Here is a 21360-nt window from a genome sequence, read left to right as displayed (position 1 = left end):
AAATATATTTACAAATCGAGCAACACATGACTGACAAAAATTCAGCCAAAGCAAAACCATCTGCAGCTGCGAAAGCCACTCAGCAAGCCAAAGAAAACGAGCGCCCCTTAGTCGAAGACATTCGACTTTTAGGCCGCATCTTGGGCGACGTGATTCGCGAACAAGAAGGCAAAGAAGCCTATGAATTGGTCGAGCAAGTGCGCAAACTCTCAGTGGCCTTTCGCCGCGACGCAGATGCCAGTGCAGACAAAGCGCTGAAAAAACTCTTGGCCTCGCTCAGCGCAGAAGCCACAGTCAGCGTGATTCGCGCCTTTACCTATTTCAGCCATTTGGCCAACCTCGCCGAAGACCGTCACCACATTCGCCGCCGCGCTATCCATGAGCGTGCGGGTGATACGCAAGAAGGCAGCCTCACGGTTGCATTGAGCCGCCTCAAGGCTGCAGGTATTGCACCTAAGAGCATTGTGCAAACATTGGCGCACAGCCATGTGTCGCCCGTGCTCACAGCCCACCCCACCGAAGTGCAACGCAAAAGCATCTTGGACGCAGAGCGTGGCATTGCGCAGCTCTTGGGTTGGCGTGACGACATCAAATCTCGCTCTGTCCTGCATGCATCTGCCAAAGCGCCAGATGCGTTGGCTACACGTGAACTCGCTGCGAACGAAATGCAACTGCGTGCTCGCGTGTTGCAGTTGTGGCAAACGCGCTTGCTGCGCTTCACCAAACTCACCGTGTCAGACGAAATTGAAAACGCACTCAGCTATTACGAATCCACATTCCTGAGCGAAATTCCAAAGCTCTACGCCGATCTCGAAGCAGAGCTGGGCCAAGCGCATGTACACAGCTTTTTGCGCATGGGGCAATGGATTGGTGGCGACCGCGATGGCAACCCCAACGTTAACGCTGACACCTTGCGTTTTGCGTTGCGTCGCCAATGCGATGTGGCCTTGCGCCACTATTTGACTGAGATTCACTACCTCGGCACCGAGTTGTCAATGTCTGCGATGTTGGTGGATGTCACGCCTGAGATGCACGCCTTGGCCGACAGTTCACCCGACACCAACGCGCACCGCCAAGACGAGCCCTATCGCCGCGCGCTCACCGGTATGTATGCCCGACTGGCAGCGACGCTCAAAAACCTCACGGGTGGTGATGCGGCACGTCATGCCGTGGCGCCACAAAACGCGTATCTCTCAGCCCAAGAGCTGCTGGCCGATTTGCGCGTCATTGCAAACTCACTACAAGCCCAACACGGCAGCGCCTTGATGGCACAACGCCTCACACCGCTCATGCGGGCTGTGGAAGTGTTTGGCTTTCACCTCGCTACTGTGGACTTGCGCCAAAGCTCCGACCAACACGAGTTGGTGGTGGCTGAGTTGTTGGCCACAGCAGGCGTGGAAAAGAATTACGCCAAGCTCAATGAAGCACAACGTGTCGAGGTACTGAACAAACTCCTTCACGACGCACGCCCCCTGCGCGTGATGGGCGCGAGTTACTCAGAACTCGCACTCAAAGAGCTGGCGATTTTCGAGACTGCACGCGAGATGTTGGAGACCTTTGGCAAAGACGCCATTCGCCACTACATCATCAGTCACACCGAAACTGTGAGCGATTTGCTGGAGGTGTTGTTGCTGCAAAAAGAAACTGGCTTGATGCGAGGCACCTTAGGAAGCAAAACATCAACCTGCGATTTAATCGTGGTGCCTTTGTTTGAAACCATCGAAGACTTGCGCTGCGCCGCCGACATCATGGGCGGCTTCTACGCGATTGAGGGCGTGGCCAACTTGGTCAAACGCAGCGGTGGTGAACAAGACATCATGTTGGGCTACTCCGACAGCAACAAAGACGGCGGCATCTTCACCAGCAACTGGGAGCTGTACCGCGCCGAGATTGCTTTGGTCACTTTATTTGACGGCTTGTTCAAGCAGCACGACATCACCCTCCGCATGTTCCACGGCCGTGGTGGCACAGTGGGACGTGGCGGTGGCCCGAGCTACCAAGCGGTTTTGGCGCAGCCCCCAGGCACGGTGCGCGGGCAAATTCGCCTCACTGAACAAGGCGAAGTGATTGGCTCTAAATACGCCAACCCAGAAATTGGCCGTCGCAATTTGGAAACCCTCGTCGCCGCTACTTTGGAAGCCACGATGCTGCAAACCACCAAGCCTGCGCCTCAAGCGTTCTTGGATGCAGCACAGTGGCTCTCACACGCCAGCATGGCCGCCTACCGTGGCTTGGTGTACGACACACCGGGCTTCACCGAATACTTTTTTGCGTCTACCCCCCTGCGTGAAATTGCAGAGCTCAACATTGGCTCACGCCCAGCGGCGCGTCCAAAAAGCGGCAATGCGTCACCTCGCATCGAAGACTTGCGCGCGATTCCTTGGGGCTTCAGCTGGGGTCAATGCCGTTTGACCTTGCCTGGCTGGTTGGGCTTTGGTTCGGCGGTGGATCAGTTCATCCACCAACACCCCTCGCTCAAACCCAAAGATGCGTTGGCCTTGCTTCAAAAAATGCAGCGACAGTGGCCATTCTTTCGCTCGCTCTTGTCCAACCTCGACATGGTGTTGTCCAAGAGCGATTTAGGTCTGGCCTCGCGCTACGCCGAGTTGGTGAGCGACACCCGTTTACGCAAGAAGATTTTTGGTTTGATCGAAGCCGAATGGCATCGCACATCCGACGCTTTGAAGCTCATCACAGGCGACAAACAACGTTTGGTGAACAACGCTGCGCTGGAACGCTCGATGCGCCATCGCTTCCCCTACATCGATCCGCTGCACCATTTGCAAGTGGAGTTGATTCGCCGCTACCGCGAAGGCAAGCGCCCACAAGACCGTGATGAGAAAGCCCAACGAGGCATTCACATCTCGATCAACGGTATTTCGGCGGGATTACGTAACACAGGTTAACGCGTGTGAGCCACAAAGTAGAAAGCCACCCTTGGGTGGCTTTTCTCATGGTTTCAAGAGCACCCATCAATCCATGCAAAACGCTGCTGTGGCGTCAGAATCAATACTCAGCACAATCGCAAACCCGAAGCTTGATCAAACCAAGTGACATGATCGGCTTGAATCTCTAATCCGACATTCTCCCCAGGACGCACTTGGGTTTGCGGCGCTGCACGCACTGTTACTTTACCTGCAGCCGTCTCGACCACCACATAGGTATCTGCACCTGTGGGCTCCACTAAATTCACTACACCCCGCCATGTAGCGGCATCGCTCAAACGGATGTGTTCTGGGCGTAGGCCCAACAAGGTCAATTGCTGGTCGTTGCCATGTGCGTTCAAGGCCAGTTGCGCACCGGCAATGCTGAATTGCCCCACGCCGCTTGCACGGCCCTCAATCAAGTTCATCGTCGGTGAACCAATGAAGGTCGCCACATACGTATTCGCTGGTCGGTTGTAAATTTCATCGGGCGTGCCAAGCTGCTGCAACACACCGCCCTTCATCACTGCAATGCGACTACCTAAGGTCATCGCTTCCACTTGATCATGCGTCACATACACGCTGGTGATGCCGCTGAGTTGATGAAGGCGCTTGATTTCTGCACGCATCTCTACGCGCAACTTAGCGTCAAGGTTAGACAAGGGCTCGTCAAACAAAAAGAGCTGCGGGTTACGCGCCAAAGCACGGCCCATAGCCACACGCTGTCGTTGACCACCCGAAAGTTGCGAGGGGCGACGATCAAGCAAATGCTCAATCTGCAACATGGCGGCCACTTCGGCAATGCGTGCTTGGCGCTCAGCCTTGGGCACTTTGCGAATTTCTAATGCGAAGCCAATGTTCTCGGCCACACTCATTGTTGGGTACAGCGCATAGCTCTGGAACACCATCGCAATGTCGCGCTGTGCGGGGGGCACTCCGACCACATTACGGTCAGCAATCGAGATGCTGCCCTCGGTGGGCTCTTCCAATCCAGCAATGATGTTGAGCAACGTGGACTTGCCACAGCCTGATGGCCCCACCAAAATTAAGAACTCACCAGGTGCGACATCAATGTCGATGCGCTTGAGCACCTCCACTGTGCTGTCACCCTTACCAAAGCATTTACGAATGCCGCTGATTTTTAATGCTGAAGACATGCTGTATTCCTCTTAACCTTTCACGGCGCCGGCTGTGAGCCCGCGCACAAAATATCGTCCGGCCACCACATACACCAACATGGTGGGCAGGCCTGCAATCAGTGCGGCAGCCATGTCTACGTTGTAGGCTTTGACGCTGCTGGTGGTGTTGGCCAAGTTGTTCAAGCCCACCGTGATGGGCTTGGAATCAGCTCCACTAAAGGCCACGCCAAACAAGAAGTCGTTCCAAATTTGAGTGAACTGCCAAATCAAAGTCACCATCACAATGGGCGTGGACATGGGCACGATGATGCGGAAAAAGATCATCCAAAAACCTGCGCCGTCCATGCGTGCAGCGTTCATCAAATCTTTGGGTACGGCTGCGTAATAGTTGCGAAAGAACAAGGTCGTGCTGGGCAAGCCTGCTAACAAATGCACAAAGATCAAACCAGCAATCGAGCTAGACAGCCCCAACCAACCTAAGACTTGACTCATGGGCAGCAGTACCACTTGGAATGGCATGAACACACCAAACAGCAAAAATGCAAACAAGGTTTCGCTGCCGCGAAATTTCCACAGGCTCAGCACATAGCCGTTAAGCGCACCCCACGTGGTGGAGATAAGCACAGCTGGAATGGTCATCCACACCGAGTTCCAAAAGAAGGGCTCTAAACCTGAGCATTGCGCGCCTGTGCAGGCCGAGTCCCAAGCCAACCGCCATGCGTCAAAGTTCAAAACACCTGGCAAACTCACCAAGCTGTTTTGGCGAATTTCATCCGCGTCTTTTAAAGATGTGACGACCATCACATAAAACGGAGCTAAGAAAAATGCTGCGCCAATTAACAGCGTGGCATACAAAACCGCACGCGAGAGCATGTGCATCGAAAAGAATTTAGTGCTCATGTGATTTACCTCGCAACTCGCTGTACAGATATGGCACGACTAAGGCGGCCACAGTTGCCAGCATCATGGTCGCGCTGGCTGCACCCAAACCAATTTGCCCACGCGTGAAGCTCATCGCGTACATGAATGTGGCGGGTACATCGGTGGCGTAGCCTGGGCCGCCAGATGTCAAAGCCATGATCAAGTCAAAGCTCTTGATGGCTAAATGTGAAAGCACCATCAAGGTCGAGAAAAACACAGGGCGCAACGCTGGCAACACAATGCGCCAGTAAATACGCGGCAGCGATGCACCATCAATCTGCGCCGCTTTGATGATGCTGTCGTCAATGCCACGTAAACCCGCTAAAAATAAGGCCATGGCAAAACCAGCAGATTGCCATATGCCAGCAATGACCACGCAGTAAATGGCCATATCACTCTCGACCAACCAACTGAAAGTAAAGCTTTCCCAGCCCCAGTCATGCATGAGTTTTTCTAAGCCCATGCTGGGGTTGAGCAACCATTTCCAAGCTGTGCCCGTCACCACAAATGACAAAGCCATGGGATACAAATACACGGTGCGAATGAAGCCTTCGGCACGGACCTTTTGATCAAGCAAGACGGCAAGAAGAACACCCAATGCCATTGCGCCGCCCACATAGCCGATGCCAAAAATAGCCAAGTTTTTCAGGGCGACCCACCAGCGGTCCATCTCCCACAGCTTGGCGTATTGCGCCAAGCCAACCAATTCGTAATTTGGCAACATGCGCGAAGCGGTGACAGACAGCACACCGTTCCAAATCATGAAACCGTAGATGAACGCAAAGCCCAGCATCAAACCTGGGGCGACCACCAATTTGGGTATCAACGCTTCTAAGCGATGCTTTTGCATCTGAATACCTCTTTAAAAAACAAAAAAGGGAAAGAGTTGCCCCTTTCCCAATCCCTCGTTCAACCTCGAATTACCACCACACTTCGTACTGAACGCCAGCGAGTGTTTGTGATGTGCGACCGTTGGCGCCAAAACCTGTGTTGGCGTGAGATGTACCGGTTGCATCAGTCGTCGCAGAGTTGGCAGTTGCTGCTGCTGCATTCCAATTCGCGCGCGTCACGTAGAAGCGCAACTCAGGACGCGACCAAAAGTCTTGCGACATCGCAATGGTTGGCGCAATCGTAACTTTATTCAAACGTTGGGCGGCTTGGCTGTCACTGAACGATCGTGCAGTGGTGCCCGCTTCAACTAACATTTTGAAATTTTTGCTATACGCATAAGACATACGACCACCCAAGGATGTATCTTTAATCGTATAACTCACGTCATCCGCCTTGGTCGTTTGGTAACCCAAAATGGCTTGACCACCGAAACGACCGGATTGCCAAGTAATTGAATCAGCAATGCGGTTGGACTTTTTACCTGCGACTTGGTTAGCCAAAGCAGTCAGACCTGTGTAGCTGTTATAAAAAGTATTGAACTGACCGTTCAATGCAGCATATCCGCTAGATGTTTGAATAAACAAACTGTTGGTCAAGCCCTTGGTCAAAAAGTCAGATTGGTTGTGATTCACAGAGAAGCCAGAACCACCGCTGCTTTTCAACCCTGACGTGCTCACAGAAGTCAGCATCATGCGGACTTTACCGCCAGGATTTGTGTTGATTTCTGAAACATCAACGTTCAAACGATTCGCTGATGTACCTGCGATCATTTTTTTATCAAAAGTGTCACCCGTTTGCAAAGATGCACCGACCTTCATGCTGCCCACAGACAAATCTGTGAAACCAGCGCCTTCGTTCACGCCATAGTCCAACAAGAACTTGTCCACGATGTGCACGTCTTGAATACGAAGACGGCGTTGGCCGGCCCACACCTTGGCTTCTGGTGCAAAGCTCAAACCGCCCACTTCAACAAAGGCTTGTTCAGTGCCCACAGCACCGTCATTCCATTTGGTCGGCATGTAGTCAAGTTTGTATTTCACGCCATCAACGTCAAATGTTTTGGCGATGTTGACTTCAACACCGTTGTCACCCTCGTTACCCAAACGGTACTTTTGCAAGTCGCCGCCCAAGCTCAAGCCACCCTTGATTTGTTGATCTTTGTTGTAGCTGTACACACCACCGCCACGGCTGTAGCCTGTGACCTCTACACCACCCACGTCAGCAGCCAGAGCTGCTGTCCCCACGCAGCACAAAGCTGCAGCCACGCACGTTAATTTCATTTTCATTGTTTGTATCTCCAAGGTTTATGTTTCAACAGTCGAGCTGCTGCTTATTTGGTGGCCGCTGCGGCGACGAGACGCTTTTGACCTTCGTCAATGCTGATCTTGTCGTCGTTCCAGAACTGACTCACCAAATCTTTGATCGCGCCTTCAGTCGCTGGCGAAATTGCCATGCCGTGGGCCACGGAGGGAACCAAGCCGCCAGTCTTAGCGGTGTCCACAAAATCTTTACTTGAAAGTTTGGCGCAGTCATCAAACTTGGCCATCGACATATTCAATCGCACAGGGATCGAACCCTTGTTGAGGTTGAACACTTCTTGGAATTCTGTGCTCATGATGGCTGCAGCCAAATCGCCTTGAGCTTTTTGTGCGCTGGCGTCTTTGAGTTTGAACATGGCAAATGAATCAACGTTGAAGGTATACGCGTTAGCCGTACCTGGTGCAGCTGCACACAAAAAGTCTTTGCCTGGTTTTTTGCCGGCGGCTACAAACTCACCCTTGGCCCAGTCACCCATGAACTGAAAGCCAGCTTTACCTTGCATGACCATTGCAGTGGCCAAATTCCAATCTCGGCCAGGAGAAGCTGCGTCGGTATAGCCTTTGATCTTGCGGAAAGTTTCGAGCGACTTTTTCATCGTGGCGCTGTTCAAGGCTTTGGGGTCCAACTTGACCAAGGCGTCTTGGTAAAACTTGGCACCACCTACACCCAACACCACAGATTCAAAAGTGGTGAAGTCTTGCCAGTTTTGACCACCATGTGCCACCGCTATGAAGCCAGCTTTTTTGATCTTTTCAGCAGCGACAAAGAACTCGTCGTAGTTGGCAGGCATTTTTGCAACGCCAGATTTTTGCAATACCTCCGGGCTAGCCCAAACCCAGCTCACGCGGTGCACGTTGACGGGTGCCGCCACATAGCTGCCTTTGTATTTCATGACGTTGGCTACAACTTGTGGCAACAAGCTGTCCCACTTTTCGGATTGCGCCACGCTGTCCAAGTTGGCCAGCACGCCTTCTTGCGCCCACTCTTGAATCGCTGGGCCTTTGATTTGTGCGGCTGAAGGTGGGTTCCCTGCCACCACGCGACTCTTGAGCACGGTCATGGCGTTATCACCACCACCACCAGCAACAGCGAAATCTTTCCATGCATGGCCTTTTGCAGCCATGATCTTTTTCAGTTCTGCAGCCGATTTAGCTTCACCGCCAGATGTCCAGTAATGCAGGACTTCCACCTCGCCCGCCATTGCTGCAGATACCGACAAAGCTGCAGCGCAGGCCAAAAACAATTGGGTCATTTTCATAAGTTTGTCTCGCTCCAAAAGATGTTGAAACTTGAATTAATCACTCAAGTTGATTTATTGTGACTTAATCAATCAAGTTGATTTACTAGGAATTTCCCTAAGTGAGGACGCCGTGTTTAAACTAAACACATGAACTCAAACACAAACTCACAAAACCTGCGCTTAAAAGACAAAGTCAGCCTCATCACTGGTGCAGCACAAGGCATTGGATTAGCTACTGCGCTTAAATTTGCGCATGAAGGTGCAATCGTGATCGTGTGTGACGTGAAACAACAAGCAGTTGACCTTGCGGTAAAACAATGCCAAGCCATAGGCGTGCAGGCGATGGGTTTTGTGGTGGATGTCACCCAACGTGAGATGGTCGATGCAACTGTAAAAACAGTGCATGAGAAATTCGGCTGCATCGATGTATTGGTCAACAACGCTGGCATCACACAAGATGCGCGCTTGCAAAAAATGACCTTGGAGCAGTTTGATCGTGTGATTGATGTCAACCTGCGCGGCGTGTTTCATTGCGCACAAGCAGTGACAGACATCATGGTGGCGCAAGGCAGCGGTGTGATATTGAATGCATCTTCCGTCGTTGGAATCTATGGCAACTTCGGACAAACCAACTATGCAGCCACCAAGTTTGGCGTGATTGGATTCACTAAAACTTGGAGCCGCGAACTCGGCCCTAAAGGCATTCGGGTCAATGCAATAGCTCCAGGCTTTATTGAAACCCCAATTCTGTCGACCATTCCAGCAAAAGTGATCCAAGAAATGAAAGATCGTGTGCCACTCAAACGCCTAGGCCAAGCGGAGGATATTGCCAATGTCTACGCTTTCTTGGCCAGTGATGAAGCGTCTTACATCAATGGCACTGTGATTGAAGTCGCTGGCGGCTTGACCTTATGAGTGATGTCAAGCAAACGCACCACAGCACTGCATCGAATGCACCGCAAAGCAAAACCGATTTGTTTGTGTCGTTCACATTGCTAGCCCTGCAAGGCTTCGGCGGTGTGTTGGCCGTTGTACAGCGGGAGTTAGTCGATAAAAAACAATGGCTAACCAACGATGAATTCATCGAAGACTGGGCCGTCGCACAAATTTTGCCCGGGCCAAATGTGGTGAATCTCGCGCTGATGATTGGCGGGCGCAGCTTTGGCATTGCTGGTGCATTGGCAGCGCTGAGTGGCTTGCTATTGGCACCAACTGTGTTGGTGCTGTTGCTGGCAGCTGCTGTAGCAGGCGTCGCAGACTCAGCAGTGGTGCAAGGCATGTTGCGTGGTATGGGTGCGGTATCTGCTGGGCTGATTGCAGCAGTAGGCATCAAGCTCATGGGTGCACTTAAAAATAACCCGATGGGTTTGCTGACCTGCATTGGTATTGGTGCTCTCACATTCATTGCCATCGGACTGCTGCGATTGCAATTGGCGTGGGTGCTATTGAGCCTAGGACCTTTGGCAAGTGTGTGGTCAGCACATTGCATCAAGCAGCGAGGTGCAATATGAGCATTACCCTATCACTCGCCGACTGGGGCTCGCTATTTTTGCACTTCATTTCGCTCTCTCTCTTAGCCGTAGGCGGAGCCATCACCACGGCACCCGATATTCACCGTTACTTGGTGGATGAAACACATTGGCTCAGCGACACGCAGTTCACCTCATCCATCGCATTGGCACAAGGTGCACCTGGACCCAACGTGATGTTCGTTGCATTGATGGGTTGGAACGTAGGCCTTAACGCTGGCGGAGGTTTAGCAGCTGGCTGGCCTGCGGTGGCATTGGCCTTGTGGGGCGTGCTCATCACTATGGTGGGCATCATGATTCCGTCATGCACCCTCACCTTCGTTGCTACGCAATGGGCACACCGCAACCGCGAGATGCTGGCGGTCAAAGCCTTCAAAAGCGGCATGGCCCCCATCGTGATTGCACTGCTCATTGCCACGGGTTGGTTGCTCACAGGCAACCACGAAAACCCTGCACGCGATTGGCCAGTTTGGGTCTTGGCTGCTGCCACCACAGTCATTGTGTGGAAGACCAAAACACACTTGCTGCTGCTCTTGGGCTTTGGTGCGTTGCTTGGAGCCTTGGGATGGATTTGACAATTCCAGCGCTGTACCAACAACGCGTTGAAGAGTTGTTGCAGCTAGGAGAGCGCTGCATTCTGGGTTTGGTCGGCTCACCTGGCGCTGGTAAATCGACACTCGCTCAGGCATTAGCCACCCAATGGCCCGATGCCATTCAAGTGGTGCCCATGGATGGTTTTCATTTGGCCAATATGGAGTTAGAACGTTTGGACCGCAAGCAGTGCAAGGGTGCGCCCGACACCTTTGATGCATTTGGTTTCATCGCTTTGCTCAAACGTCTTCGTAAGCAAAACCCAGATGAAGTGGTGTACGCACCCAGCTATGAGCGCACTTTAGAAGAAGGCGTGGCAGGAGCCATCGCAGTTCAGCACTCCACACCACTCATCGTGGTGGAAGGCAATTACCTGCTGCTCAGTGATTCACCGTGGAATCAAGTGCAAGCGCTGCTCGATGAAACATGGTTTGTCGATGTGCAACAAGACTTGCGCGTGAGCCGTTTGATGCAGCGCCATCAGCAGTTTGGTCGCAATGCAAAAGACGCAGCCGATTGGGTGCAACACACCGATGAGCCCAATGCGCAACGCATTGAGGCAGAGCGAGCCAAAGCAGATGTGGTGTTTCGCTGGGAAGCTTAAGCGGCTTGATCAGCCATGCGTTGACGGCGTGCTTCGTACAAACACACCCCGCTGGCCACTGACACGTTCAAGCTCTCCACACCACCACACATCGGGATACTGATGAGCTCGTCACACGTTTTGCGCGTGAGCTGACGCATGCCATCGCCCTCGGCTCCCAACACCAACGCCGTCGCACCTTTGAGGTCGACTTGGTACAAGGTCTTTGGTGCATCGTCGCTCGTGCCAATGATCCAAATGTTGCGTTCTTTGAGTTCGTTCAAGGTACGCGCCAAATTGGTCACCATGAAATAAGGCACCGTCTCGGCCGCACCACTGGCTACCTTCGCCACCGTAGCATTGATGCCTACCGCGTGGTCTTTGGGCGCAATGACCGCATGTGCACCTGCCCCATCAGCCACACGCAAACACGCGCCTAAGTTGTGTGGGTCGGTCACACCGTCGAGCACCAAGATCAAAGGTGCTTCAATTTTTTCAATGCCTTCGAGCAACTCATCCAAGGAATGTACTTGCTTGATTTCGCTCACACGCGCTGCCACACCTTGGTGGCCGTGACCGCCCGAGAGTTTGGCCAAACGTGGGCCATCGGCCTCGATCAAACGCACACCTGACTCGGTGGCACGTTCGATGAATTGACGCATACGCGCATCACGGCGCGTGGGGTCAAAGTAGATTTCGATGATGGATTGCGGCGCTGTTTTGACGCGCACGCCAACGGCATGAAAGCCGAAGAGAACTTTAGGGGCTGAAGACATATGCCCTGATTATCCCTTGACCTGCCCACTCAATCAGTTCGACCAAATAGAAGCGATCAAATCAATTTCAACCGCAGCATTCTTGGGCAGTTGCAATACGCCAACCGAGGTGCGTGAATGTGCCCCGGCCTGCGGTCCGAGCACCTGAAACAACACTTCAGATGCACCATCTGCCACTTCACTTTGTTGTGTGAAAGTTGAGGCAGATTGCACGTACACGGTGATGCGCGGCACCGATTGGATGTGCCCCAAGCTTCCCAATGCCCGTTGCAGCAATGCCAAGCCCCGCATCACACACACCTTGGCTGCCTTTTGAGCGTCAACCAACGAAACCTCAACCCCCACAGCCCCAGTCACCACAACCGTATTGCCCACGCGAGGAATTTGACCACTCACATAAAAGTGATGCCCGTCACGCACTAATGGCACATAGTTGCCGCCGATTTTGATTTCGCCATCGAAGCTGTAGCCTAGGAGTTGGGCTTGCTCTAAGAATCTGGCATCTGCCGATTGCGTCATTGAACAACTCTCCCCGCTTCAATCGTGATGGCCTGATCGCATCTCGCGGCCAGCTTCAAATCATGCGTGACCAACACCAACGTGGTGCCAAGTTCTTTGTTCAGCTCAAACATCAAATCCATGATGCGCTCGCCGCTAGCATGATCCAAGCTGCCTGTGGGCTCATCGGCCAGCAACAAGGCGGGCTTCACCACAAAGGCGCGGGCCAAGGCCACACGTTGCTGTTCGCCGCCCGACAGCACCTTGGGGTAATGGCCCAAGCGTTCGCCCAAACCCACGCGCATCAGCATGTCTTTGGCAGCCGCACGGGGGTTGGGCAAGCCAGCCAACTCCAACGGCAGCATGACGTTTTCTAGGGCGGTCATATTGCCCAAGAGCTGGAAGCTTTGAAACACAAAGCCCACTTGGCGTGCGCGCACTGCGGCGCGTGCGTCTTCGTCCATCGCAAACATATCCACGCCACCCAGCCACACCGTGCCCTGCGTGGGGGTATCGAGCCCCGCCATGATGGACAACAAGGTGCTTTTGCCTGAACCCGACGCGCCCACAATGGCCAATGACTGCTGGGGCGCTAGATGGAAGTCGATATCGCGGAGAATGTGCAGTGTGCCGCTGGCGTCTTGCACTGATTTCGACAAATGCGAGACAACCATCAAAGGCGATGTGGATGATTTTTCAAATGAAGGCTGGGTCATGAAGCGCAATGGGTTGTTGAGACGTGACTTTAACTTGGGCGCACTGGGTGCTGCTTTGCTGGGGACATTGGGCCTGGGCACAGCTTCGGCACAACAAAGCATCATCACCTCGTCGGGCCAAGGCGTGGAAGGCGAAATCACCTCCACCGGCCCACACCGCCGACGTGGACAACCCTATCCAAGCCAAGTGCCACCACCCGGCTCTGCACCTCCGCCAGGCACAGTACCTGCCGCTACGATTTTGGTGCTGGGCGACTCACTCAGCGCCGAATACGGCATTCCTCGCGGCAAAGGTTGGGTGGCATTGTTGGCCGACAAGCTGCAAGCCGAGCGCCCCGATGTGCGCGTAGTCAATGCCAGCATCAGCGGCGACACCACTGCGGGTGGCCGCTCTCGCCTGCCGGCCATGCTCGACCAAGTGCGCCCCATACAAGTGGTGATTGAATTGGGTGGCAACGACGCCCTCCGCGGCCTCGATTTGGACAGCACGCAAAATAACCTCGAAGCCATGATTCAAGCCTGTCGCGCTGTCAATGCACGCGTGGTGCTTGTGGGCATGCAAATACCACCCAACTACGGGCCAGACTACAGCGCCAAGTTCTCGGTGATGTTTGCCAACCTAGCCAAGAAATACCGAACAGGCTTGGTCCCATTTTTCCTCAAGGGCATTGCCGACGCGCCCGATGCCACCGTGCAGTTTCAACCCGACCGCATCCACCCCAAAGCCGAAGCGCATCCGCGCATGTTGGCCAACGTGTGGCCCGAAATTAAAAAGAATTTATAAACCGTGAGCGTTACCTTTATCTCGGCGCAAGACGCCTTGGCCCGCATGGCCATTCCGCTGGGAACGCCCGGCGGTTTCAGCACCATCATCGATGCACGCAGCGAGGGCGAATACGCACTCGACCACCTGCCCCATGCCGTCAACTGGCCCTCGCTCAACAACGAGGAGCGCATCTTTGTAGGGACCATGTACAAGCAACAGGGTGCTTTCGAAGCGCAAAAGCATGGCGCGGCCATGGTGGCGGCCAACATCGCACGCCACATCCAACGTGAAGTGTTAGAGCTGCCCAAGAACTGGCAGCCGCTCATTTACTGCTGGCGTGGTGGCAAGCGCAGCGGCTCTCTGTCATTGGTATTGGGCCAAATTGGCTTCAAAGTGAACTTGATCGAAGGTGGCTACAAAGCCTTTCGTGCGGCCATGGTGGAAGACATTCCTAAGCGCGTGGCCCCTTTGCAATTCAAAGTCATCTCTGGCCCTACGGGTTCAGGCAAAACGCGTTTGCTCTATGCACTGGCGGCCGAAGGTGCGCAGGTGCTAGACTTGGAAGAGCTCGCGTCTCATCGCAGCTCGGTGCTTGGCCATATTCCTGGCCAGCCCCAGCCTAGCCAAAAACGTTTTGACACGTTGGTGTGGCAAGCACTGCGTAGTTTTGACCCAGCACGCCCCGTCTTTGTTGAGTCTGAAAGCCGCAAAGTAGGCAACCTGTCCATCCCCGAATCACTCATGCTGGCCATGCGCGACAGCCCTTGCTTTGAGCTGCAGCTCAGCTTGGATGAACGCGTGGCCTTGCTGATGGAAGACTACAAATTTTTTGTGGATGACCAAGATTTGTTTGGCCGCCGGCTAGATGCGTTGGTGGCCATTCGCGGCAAGGCTGTGATCGAGGCTTGGAAAGAACAGATTCACGCGGGCCACATCGACCAAGTGGTGCGCGAACTACTAGTGCTGCACTACGACCCCACTTATGCAGCGTCGATGGTGCGCAATTTCACACAAGGTGGACAAGCCACACCCTGCATCGCCAAAGACCGTCAACCAAACTCCTTACGCCAATTGGCCAAGGTCTTATGCGAAACAAACGCGGCTTGAATCTAAGTGTTGAGCGAACCTGTCACATGCACAGAGGCACGGTACGCATGCCAGCTGGCAAAGCCTAACCAAGGTCCCACAACCAGCAAGCCTGCAGCAGAGGGCAACATCGCCAACACCCCCAACACAAGAATGAGTACAGCCCAAAGCATGGACACGGCGGTGTGATCCACAAACACTCGCATGCTGGTGATGCAAGCGGTGATGGCATCTGTATCGCGGTCCAAAATCATGGGGATAGACACCATCATGCTGGCAAATATTAAACCTGCAAAGAAGCCGCCGACACAGGCATAGACAATGATGAACTCCCAGTTTTCTGGGTTAAATACGGCTTCTAGCACGGTGGCCGTGGTGGGCATGCCGCCCGTGTTGAACGACACGGCAAACACCACCAACGAGGCACGGCCCCACAACAACTCCAATACCACCATCACCAGGATGAGCATCGTCATGCTCTTCAAGTGCGACTCCCAACAGGTCAGTGAACTGCCCATGCTCGGCGGCTCACCACGCTCCATATGCATGCTCACGTCGTACAAGCCCATCGCCAAGAAAGGTCCGATCAACAAACAACCCGATACCGCAGACAAGGTGTATTCAGGATTACTTTTGAATACCGCGAGCAAAATGAGTGCCATCAGCCAAAAACAAAACCCGTAGAAAAAGCTGATCCAAAGCTGCGACACCATGTCGCGTAAACCTAGCCATAACCATCGAAAGGGATCACTGAATCGAAGTAGCTTTATTTCAATGCGGTCATGTTTCTCGTCGGGCACCAGTTGTTGCATGTCTCCCCCTCTCGTGGGCTTTAGTTTTGTAATTTCGCGATATTCAAGGCCTGCGAAATGTCTTTTTGCAAATCATTCACATCCTCAAGCCCAATACAAAACCGAACCACACAACCCCGTTGCAAATGCGACGTAGCGTGTGCGCGGCTCCGAGTCATGTTGTAGGGCATGACCAAACTCATCGGGCCGCCCCAGCTATAACCGATCTTGAACAACTTGAGGCTATCGCAAAATGCATCTACTGCGTGAGCGGGGAAACGCGCATCCATCACCACACTGAAAATGCCAGCAGCCAAACCTTCAGGCTCTTGAGGCGACACACATAAATCCTGCCAATGTGCATGACCGGGCGAACTGCTTAGCGCAGGATGCAGCACTTGGCTAAACGCTGGTTGCGATGCGCACCAAGCAGCAAGCGTACGTGCAGCCATGTCTTGCGCTTTGTAGCGCAGCGGCATACTGGCCAATGAGCGCAACACCATCTCTGCATCGTTCGCACCCACGCCTGTGCCCAAGCGCATGTGGGTGAGCTTTAAGACACGCGCCAATTCATCGCTGCGTGTGACGATGCTGCCCATCAACACATCACCGCCGCCACTCGGGTATTTAGTGAGTGCATGAATGGTCAGGTCTACTCCCAGCTGGCACTGCCCTGGCGTCAAATCAAACGCATTGAACGCCAAGCCTGCGCCCCACGTGTTATCCAGTGCGCACAGCACACCGCGCGCTTTACACAGCTGCACCATGGCCACAAGGTCTGGAAACTCCATCGTCACCGAACCCGCCGCTTCAAGCCACACCAATCGCGTACGTGGTGTGATGAGCGCAGCCAAGTCGTTCACATCCAACGGGTCGTACACCTGATGCGTGACCCCAAACTGCGCCAACTCGCCTTCGGCCAAAGACTTGTTGGGCGCATAGGCGTTATCTGGAATCAACACCTCATCGCCGGTTTTAAGCAACGCGAAATCCACATGCGCAATGGCAGCCAATCCGCTGGGTGTGAGGATGCAATGCGTGCCGCCTTCTAAGGTGGCTAAGCGCTCTTCCAGCGTGAACGTGGTGGGTGTGCCATGCAAGCCGTAGGTGTAAGCCGACTTGTCCATCCACTCGCGCGTGCGCATGGCCGCGACGTTGGGAAAGATGACCGTCGAGGCTTTGAACACACCGACTTGTGGTGCTTCAAATTCAGCGGGGGGAAGGTAGGCGTGGTGAATGAGGTCGGTGCTGCGGGTCATGCACCGATATTAACCAGCCGAGAAACGAAAAACTCCGCCGAAGCGGAGTTCATAAAGCCAGCGAAGTGAAGTTAAACCTTCCACTTCTCCAACAAAGCCGCTGGGCGCATGCTGTCATACGGCTCAAACGGTTGATGAATCCATGGGTTCGTGGGCAAGTAATCCATCGAGTAGTCGGGTGCAAACGCCGACACACCTTTGGTCCAAATCACAGCGGTACGCAACTCAGTGATGGGCGCGTAATTGTTCTTGAGTTGGTCCACCACAGCCTTCAAGGTGTGGCCGGTGTCAGCCAAGTCATCTACCAACAACACGCGACCAGCGATTTCGCCTTTCGGTGTGGTGATGAAACGAGCGATGTCCAAGTGGCCTTGCACAGTGCCTGCGTCAGCACGGTACGAGCTGGTGGACATGATGGCCAAAGGCTTGTCGAAGATGCGCGACAAGATGTCGCCTGGGCGCATGCCGCCACGTGCCAAGCACAGAATGGTGTCGAATTCCCAGCCAGATTGGTGAATCTTGATGGCGAGTTTTTCAATCAGGTTGTGGTACTCGTCATAAGACACGTACAGGTGTTTGCCGTCTTCGGTCAACATGGTTTGGTCCTTTTAAAAATTAAGCGATGTAGGGGTGCGTCAGCAAGATCGTGTGGTCACGGTCTGGGCTGGTTGACACCATGTGAATGGGCACGCCTGTGGTTTCGGCGATGCGGTTCAGGTAATGCTGTGCGGCCTTTGGCAGCTTGTTGTAATCGGTCACACCCACAGTGCTGTCGGTCCAGCCTGGGATGGTTTCGTAGATGGGTTTGCAACGTGAAATCTCGTCTGCGCCCATAGGCAAGATGTCGATTTTTTCGCCGTCCAATTCGTAGCCCACGCACAAGAGCAATTCGGTCAAGCCGTCGAGCACGTCGAGCTTGGTGATGCACAAACCTGTGAGGCCGTTCACCTGCGCACTGCGCTTGAGCAAGGCGGCATCAAACCAACCGCAACGGCGTGAGCGGCCGGTGGTGGTGCCCTTCTCTGCGCCCACGGTTGCCATGTGGTAGCCGGGTGTACCTTCTTTTTCCCAATCGAGTTCGGTTGGGAATGGACCGCCGCCTACGCGTGTGCAGTAGGCCTTGGTGATGCCCAAGATGTAGTGCAACATGCCGGGGCCAACGCCTGCGCCTGCAGCGGCGTTACCGGCCACGCAGTTGCTAGAGGTGACGAAGGGGTAAGTGCCGTGGTCGACGTCGAGCAAGGTGCCTTGTGCGCCTTCAAACAACAGGTTGGCACCAGCCTTGTGGGCTTCGTTCAATTCGCGTGACACGTCGGCCACCATGGGCAAGATTTCTTTGGCATAAGCCATGGCTTCGTTGTAGACGGTGTCGTAGTCCACAGCGGGTGCGTGCAAGATATCGGTCAACACATGGTTGTGAAGCTCAAGGTTCTCGCGCAGTTTGGTGGCGAAGCGCTCTGGGTGCTTCAGGTCCTGCACGCGCAAAGCACGACGTGCAATTTTGTCTTCGTAAGCGGGGCCAATGCCACGACCTGTGGTGCCGATCTTGGCAGTACCGGCCTTCTCTTTCGCGGCTTCACGTGCCACATCAATGGCAGCGTGGTAAGGCAAGATGAGGGGGCAAGCTTCGCTGATGCGCAAGCGTGAACGCACTTCAACGCCGGCTTTTTCGAGGCCAGCAATTTCTTCAAGCAGCTTAGGTGCAGACAACACCACACCGTTGCCGATGTAGCACTTGACGCCGGGTCGCATGATGCCGCTGGGGATCAAATGCAGGGCCGTTTTCACACCGTTGATGACCAAGGTGTGGCCTGCGTTGTGGCCGCCTTGAAAGCGCACCACGCCGGTAGCGGTTTCGGTCAACCAATCGACCAATTTACCTTTGCCTTCGTCACCCCATTGGGTGCCGACCACGACGACGTTACGGCCTTTGGTTGCAGCCACGGTATGTCCTTGGGTAGTACTCATATCCACTCGATTACTAAAAAAAATTAAAGGGCTTGACCGACGGGAATCGCTTGAACGGCCCATTGGCCGGCCACTTCGATCAGTTCACGATCGCAGTTAAATTCATCAACTTCACTCTCATGGCCTGGCAACACGCAGACCACGGTTTCGCCATTGGCACGCAAGGTGGCAATGGCTTCGCGCAAACCTTTCGCAGTACCCCAAGGCGCACGGATGGCGGCTTTGAGGGCGCGTTCAGGCACCACGCTGACCAACTCTTTCAGGTCCAAGCTAAAGCCTACAGCGGGACGCTTACGGCCAAACACCGCGCCCACTTCGTCGTAGCGACCACCGCGCACCAAGGCATCGCTGGCCCCCGGCACAAAGATGGCAAAGCGCACGCCGCTGTAATAGGTGTAGCCGCGCAAATCGGCCAAGTCAAAGGTGATGGCCACATCTTGCATGTCCGTTGCGATTTGGCGCAACTCTGCCAAGGCTTGCATGACCACAGGCCACGAAGCAAACGCTTTTTCAGCTTGAGCCAACACAGATGCATCGCCATACATGCTGACCAAAGCCACTAGGGCTGTGCGCACGTTGGCGGGCAAGTCTTTGGTGAGCGCTTGAACACCTGTTGTGTCTTTAGCAGCAAGAGCGCTGTGCAACGCATCACGCGCCTCAGCAGTCAAAGTCACGCCGCTCAGTAATGCTGGCACGATGCGGGCATCGCTCAAATCAAGGGTGAATTGGTTGATAGAAACAGCCTTGAGAGCGTCTAACGCCAAGTGCAACACTTCAAGATCGGCCTCGATACCCGCATGGCCATAAATTTCAGCGCCAAACTGCAACGGCTCGCGGGTGGCAAACGGGCGGTCTGGGCGGGTGTGCAACACGGGGCCGCAATAGCACAAGCGGGTCACGCCAGCACGGTTGAGCAAATGGGCATCAATGCGGGCGACTTGCGGCGTGGTGTCAGCGCGCAGGCCCAAAGTACGGCCTGAGAGCTGGTCGACCAGTTTGAAAGTTTGTAAATCGAGTGCTCGGCCGGTACCGGACAGCAGTGATTCGAGGTACTCAAGCAATGGCGGCATGACCAGCTCGTAGCCATAGCCTCTAGCTGTGTCGAGATACAAACGACGCAGCTCTTCGATGTGCCGGGCCTCAGAAGGCAGAACATCGGCGATGTGATCCGGCAGAACCCAAGCAGACATGTAATTAAGGGAGGCTGTTAAAACCGAGATTTTACAGGGCTTATCGCCCTTAACCCAGCCACCAGAGCATCAAAAGACCAGCCAAGATGCAGACCAAGCCGAAAAAGCGGATTTGACCGTCTTGCAGCACCATGAGTTGCGCCATTTTGTCGCGCCAACCTTGGGGGGATGCAAAGGGCATGAGGCCTTCAAAAATCAGCATCAGTCCGAACGCGGCCCACAGCGTGTCGCTGTCTAAGCTCATACAAGAAACCTTTTACTTCTTAGGCGCTGGCGCGCTGCCACCACCGCTGCCACGCAGGGCTTTGAAGAAGTCGCTCGATGGGTCAACCACCATCACGTCGCTCTTTTTACTGAACGTGGTTTTGTAGGCTTCTAAACTGCGATAGAACTGGGCAAAGTTGGCATCGCGGCCAAACGAATCGGCATACAAACGCGCGGCTTCGGCATCGCCCTCACCTTTGATTTTTTGCGCTTCACGGTAGGCGTTAGCCACGGTTACTTCACGTTGGCGATCGGCATCGGCACGAATTTTTTCGCCTTCGGCTGCACCGGTCGAGCGCAGCTCGTTGGCCACGCGTTTACGCTCGGCTTCCATGCGGCGATAGACCGATTCGGTAATGGCATCCACATAGTCAGCTCGAGTGATGCGCACGTCAATCACGTCCACACCCCAAGGCTTGGCACCTTTGACGGCAGCCAGTACCTCGCGCTTCACATCGCTCAAGAGTTCTTCGCGCTTCAATGACAGCAACTCTTTCACAGTGCGTTTGTTAATTTCTTCTTGAAACGCATTACGCACCACACGGGCCAACTGCACTGCACCCGCATTTTCGTCAAGGCCCACGTTACGGATGTACTGTGAAGGGTCTGTGATACGCCAACGGGCATACCAGTCAATCACCACACGTTGCTTCTCAGCAGTGAGCATGGGTTCAGTGTCGGCGTTGTCCAGCGTGAGCAAACGTTTGTCGATGTAGCTTACGTTTTGGAACGGTGGCGGCAGCTTGATGTTCAAGCCGGGCTCAGTGATGACGTTCTTAATTTGGCCAAAGGAATACACCACGCCAAACTGGCGTTGGTCCACCACAAAGAGTGTGGAGCTCAGCAAGCCCAGTGCCACGAGCACTGAAGAAATATAAAAACCGATTTTGTTCGTTTGCATGTTCGTG

22 protein-coding genes are annotated in these 21360 nt (G+C 54.1%); 7 read left to right on the top strand and 15 right to left on the bottom strand.

The features are described from left to right. Positions 1-26 precede the first annotated feature (26 nt). Positions 27-2906, top strand: a complete 2880-nt coding sequence (gene ppc / locus B9Z35_RS05405; protein ID WP_108282587.1) for a phosphoenolpyruvate carboxylase — start codon at positions 27-29, stop codon at positions 2904-2906. A 107-nt stretch (positions 2907-3013) separates the two neighbouring features. Here ppc and B9Z35_RS05400 read toward each other — a convergent pair whose 3' ends face one another. The 5 genes from B9Z35_RS05400 to B9Z35_RS05380 form a co-directional block, all read right to left on the bottom strand. Then, positions 3014-4081 carry an ABC transporter ATP-binding protein gene (locus B9Z35_RS05400; protein WP_108282586.1) on the bottom strand — a complete coding sequence of 356 codons (1068 nt, stop codon included), beginning with the start codon at positions 4079-4081 and terminating at the stop codon, positions 3014-3016. Positions 4082-4093: 12 nt separating this feature from the next. Further along, positions 4094-4942: a carbohydrate ABC transporter permease gene (locus tag B9Z35_RS05395; protein ID WP_199219778.1), complete on the bottom strand. Its 849-nt coding sequence runs from the start codon at positions 4940-4942 to the stop codon at positions 4094-4096. Between the two features lie 10 nt (positions 4943-4952). Continuing rightward, complete coding sequence (locus tag B9Z35_RS05390) at positions 4953-5834, bottom strand: carbohydrate ABC transporter permease (RefSeq protein WP_108282584.1); 882 nt, start codon at positions 5832-5834, stop codon at positions 4953-4955. A 70-nt stretch (positions 5835-5904) separates the two neighbouring features. After that, the gene (locus B9Z35_RS05385) at positions 5905-7155 is read right to left on the bottom strand and encodes a carbohydrate porin (RefSeq protein ID WP_108282839.1); all 1251 of its coding nucleotides are present in this window, start codon (positions 7153-7155) and stop codon (positions 5905-5907) included. A 50-nt stretch (positions 7156-7205) separates the two neighbouring features. Then, entirely contained in the window at positions 7206-8447 is a 1242-nt protein-coding gene (locus B9Z35_RS05380) for an ABC transporter substrate-binding protein (RefSeq protein ID WP_233246473.1), read from the bottom strand. 135 nt (positions 8448-8582) lie between these two features. Here B9Z35_RS05380 and fabG point away from each other — a divergent pair, with 135 nt between their 5' ends. From fabG to B9Z35_RS05360, 4 genes are read left to right on the top strand one after another with little or no spacing between them, the layout of a single operon-like run. Next, positions 8583-9350 carry a 3-oxoacyl-ACP reductase FabG gene (gene fabG / locus B9Z35_RS05375; protein WP_233246472.1) on the top strand — a complete coding sequence of 256 codons (768 nt, stop codon included), beginning with the start codon at positions 8583-8585 and terminating at the stop codon, positions 9348-9350. After that, positions 9347-9946 carry a chromate transporter gene (locus tag B9Z35_RS05370; RefSeq protein WP_108282582.1) on the top strand — a complete coding sequence of 200 codons (600 nt, stop codon included), beginning with the start codon at positions 9347-9349 and terminating at the stop codon, positions 9944-9946. The genes fabG and B9Z35_RS05370 overlap by 4 nt, the downstream gene beginning before the upstream one ends. Continuing rightward, positions 9943-10539, top strand: a complete 597-nt coding sequence (locus B9Z35_RS05365) for a chromate transporter (RefSeq protein ID WP_108282581.1) — start codon at positions 9943-9945, stop codon at positions 10537-10539. Before B9Z35_RS05370 ends, B9Z35_RS05365 begins: the two co-directional genes overlap by 4 nt. After that, positions 10530-11159, top strand: coding sequence for a nucleoside/nucleotide kinase family protein (locus tag B9Z35_RS05360; RefSeq protein ID WP_108282580.1), 630 nt, complete (start codon positions 10530-10532; stop codon positions 11157-11159). The genes B9Z35_RS05365 and B9Z35_RS05360 overlap by 10 nt, the downstream gene beginning before the upstream one ends. Here B9Z35_RS05360 and rlmB read toward each other — a convergent pair. From rlmB to B9Z35_RS05345, 3 genes are read right to left on the bottom strand one after another with little or no spacing between them, the layout of a single operon-like run. Next, complete coding sequence (gene rlmB / locus B9Z35_RS05355; RefSeq protein WP_108282579.1) at positions 11156-11914, bottom strand: 23S rRNA (guanosine(2251)-2'-O)-methyltransferase RlmB; 759 nt, start codon at positions 11912-11914, stop codon at positions 11156-11158. The two genes, B9Z35_RS05360 and rlmB, sit on opposite strands and share 4 nt — an antisense overlap. Positions 11915-11947: 33 nt before the next feature. After that, complete coding sequence (locus tag B9Z35_RS05350; RefSeq protein WP_108282578.1) at positions 11948-12433, bottom strand: RidA family protein; 486 nt, start codon at positions 12431-12433, stop codon at positions 11948-11950. Beyond that, a complete protein-coding gene (locus B9Z35_RS05345) occupies positions 12430-13128 on the bottom strand; it encodes an ABC transporter ATP-binding protein (protein ID WP_108282577.1) in 699 nt (232 codons plus the stop codon). Before B9Z35_RS05345 ends, B9Z35_RS05350 begins: the two co-directional genes overlap by 4 nt. Positions 13129-13315: 187 nt before the next feature. On the opposite strand from B9Z35_RS05345, the gene B9Z35_RS05340 reads away from it, so the two are divergent. Further along, entirely contained in the window at positions 13316-13912 is a 597-nt protein-coding gene (locus B9Z35_RS05340) for an arylesterase (RefSeq protein ID WP_233246494.1), read from the top strand. Between the two features lie 3 nt (positions 13913-13915). Further along, the gene (gene mnmH / locus B9Z35_RS05335; protein ID WP_108282575.1) at positions 13916-15001 is read left to right on the top strand and encodes a tRNA 2-selenouridine(34) synthase MnmH; all 1086 of its coding nucleotides are present in this window, start codon (positions 13916-13918) and stop codon (positions 14999-15001) included. A 2-nt stretch (positions 15002-15003) separates the two neighbouring features. Here mnmH and B9Z35_RS05330 read toward each other — a convergent pair whose 3' ends face one another. From B9Z35_RS05330 to hflC, 7 genes are all read right to left on the bottom strand, one after another. Next, positions 15004-15792: a DUF2189 domain-containing protein gene (locus B9Z35_RS05330; protein ID WP_108282574.1), complete on the bottom strand. Its 789-nt coding sequence runs from the start codon at positions 15790-15792 to the stop codon at positions 15004-15006. Between the two features lie 20 nt (positions 15793-15812). Beyond that, the gene (locus B9Z35_RS05325; RefSeq protein ID WP_108282573.1) at positions 15813-17030 is read right to left on the bottom strand and encodes a PLP-dependent transferase; all 1218 of its coding nucleotides are present in this window, start codon (positions 17028-17030) and stop codon (positions 15813-15815) included. 71 nt (positions 17031-17101) lie between these two features. Next, positions 17102-17626, bottom strand: a complete 525-nt coding sequence (locus B9Z35_RS05320; RefSeq protein ID WP_108282572.1) for a phosphoribosyltransferase — start codon at positions 17624-17626, stop codon at positions 17102-17104. 19 nt (positions 17627-17645) lie between these two features. Beyond that, on the bottom strand, positions 17646-18998 hold the full coding sequence (locus tag B9Z35_RS05315; protein ID WP_199219768.1) for an adenylosuccinate synthase: 1353 nt from the start codon (positions 18996-18998) through the stop codon (positions 17646-17648). Between the two features lie 23 nt (positions 18999-19021). Next, positions 19022-20188: an ATP phosphoribosyltransferase regulatory subunit gene (locus tag B9Z35_RS05310; protein ID WP_108282571.1), complete on the bottom strand. Its 1167-nt coding sequence runs from the start codon at positions 20186-20188 to the stop codon at positions 19022-19024. A 49-nt stretch (positions 20189-20237) separates the two neighbouring features. Then, positions 20238-20432: a DUF2065 domain-containing protein gene (locus B9Z35_RS05305; protein ID WP_108282570.1), complete on the bottom strand. Its 195-nt coding sequence runs from the start codon at positions 20430-20432 to the stop codon at positions 20238-20240. A gap of 12 nt (positions 20433-20444) precedes the next feature. After that, positions 20445-21353 carry a protease modulator HflC gene (gene hflC, locus B9Z35_RS05300; protein ID WP_108282569.1) on the bottom strand — a complete coding sequence of 303 codons (909 nt, stop codon included), beginning with the start codon at positions 21351-21353 and terminating at the stop codon, positions 20445-20447. Positions 21354-21360: the final 7 nt, after the last annotated feature.

It is taken from the genome of Limnohabitans sp. Jir61, assembly GCF_003063545.1.
Lineage (GTDB): Bacteria > Pseudomonadota > Gammaproteobacteria > Burkholderiales > Burkholderiaceae_C > Limnohabitans.
Note: the sequence above shows the minus strand (reverse complement) of the source record. Positions and strands in the feature narration are given on the sequence as shown.